We start from the raw sequence: 1281 nt of genomic DNA on the forward strand, positions 1-1281 counted from the left end.
TGAGCTTGTTCCGCTTTGACGGACACCATCGGTGTGGTGGTCAGGCTGCGTGTGCGGTCTCGTATTCGGCGGGGCTGAGGTATCCGAGGCTGCTGTGCAGTCGGTGCAAGTTGTACCAGCCTTCGATGAAGTCGAAGATCGCGGTGTGGGCGGCGGTCCGGGTGGGCCAGGTTGTCGGGTCGAGCAGTTCACGTTTGATGGTGGCGAAGAACGATTCGGCCAGTGCGTTGTCCCAGCACTGTCCGGTGCGGCCGACCGAGAGCCGGACCCCGAACTGATCTGCCAGGGTGGCGAGTTGCTGGCTGGTGTACTGGCTTCCACGGTCGGAGTGGAAGATCACCGGCCGGGTGGGGCGGCGGGTTCGGCAGGCGGTGGTGAGGGCGTTGGCGACCAGGTCGGTGCGCATGTGGTCAGCGGTCGCCCAGCCGACGACGCGGCGTGAGGCGATGTCGATGACGGTGGCGAGGTAGAGCCAGCCCTCACCGGTCGGGATGTAGGTGATGTCGCCGCACCAGCGGGCATCGAGCCTGGTGGGGTCGGGCTGGAAGTCCCGGGCGATGAGATCGGGCCGGGTGGCGGCCCGCGGGTCGGGGACGGTGGTCAGGTGCCGTCGTCTGCGGTGCCGGCCTGCCAGTCCCGCGGCCCGCATCAGGCGTGCGACACGGCGGCGGCCGCATGCGGAGCCCTCGCGTTGGAGAGCGGCGTGGATGCGTGGGGCGCCGTAGGCACCGCGCGACCTGGTGTGGACGGTGGTGATCTCCTCGGTCAGTTCGGCGTCGCGGACTGCCCGGGGACCAGGAGTTGCGGAGCGGCGGGCGTAGTAGGCGGTTCGGGAGACCTCAAGTAGTTCACAGGCCCGTTTGACGCTGTGACCTGCGCGTTTCTCCGCCTCGATGAACGGGTGCACCGTCACCGGGTCTCCTTCGCGAAGAAAGCCGTGGCCCGTTTGAGGATGTCGACGTCCTCGCGCAGCCGGCGGTTCTCCCGCCGCAGCGCGGCCAGTTCCTCGCGTTCACTGCTGGTCAGGCCGTCCCGTTCACCGGCGTCGACCTCGGCCTGTCGGGCCCAGTCACGCACGGCGGTCTCGGTCAGGTCGAAGTCCTTGGCGATCTGACCCATCGAGCGGTCGCCGCGTCGGCACAGCTCGACGATCTCAGCCTTGAACTCCGGCGTGAACGAGCGGCGAGGGCGAGGCTTCTTCTTCCCCATGCTCTCCATGATGGACATCCTCCCGGGGACGAACCCCTGATCTCGGATGTCCGCCAAAGCGGATCAAGCTCA

1 protein-coding gene and 1 pseudogene are annotated in these 1281 nt (G+C 67.8%); both read right to left on the reverse strand.

The window, feature by feature from the left end; all coding sequences use genetic code 11:
* Positions 1–40 precede the first annotated feature (40 nt).
* Entirely contained in the window at positions 41–913 is an 873-nt protein-coding gene (locus ABZ707_RS33480; protein WP_360182669.1) for an IS3 family transposase, read from the reverse strand.
* Positions 914–930: 17 nt separating this feature from the next.
* Positions 931–1227 (reverse strand): annotated as a pseudogene (locus ABZ707_RS33485) (transposase); the annotation flags it as partial.
* Positions 1228–1281 lie beyond the last annotated feature (54 nt).

Source organism: Streptomyces sp. NPDC006923 (genome assembly GCF_040635655.1).
Taxonomy (GTDB): Bacteria; Actinomycetota; Actinomycetes; order Streptomycetales; family Streptomycetaceae; genus Streptomyces.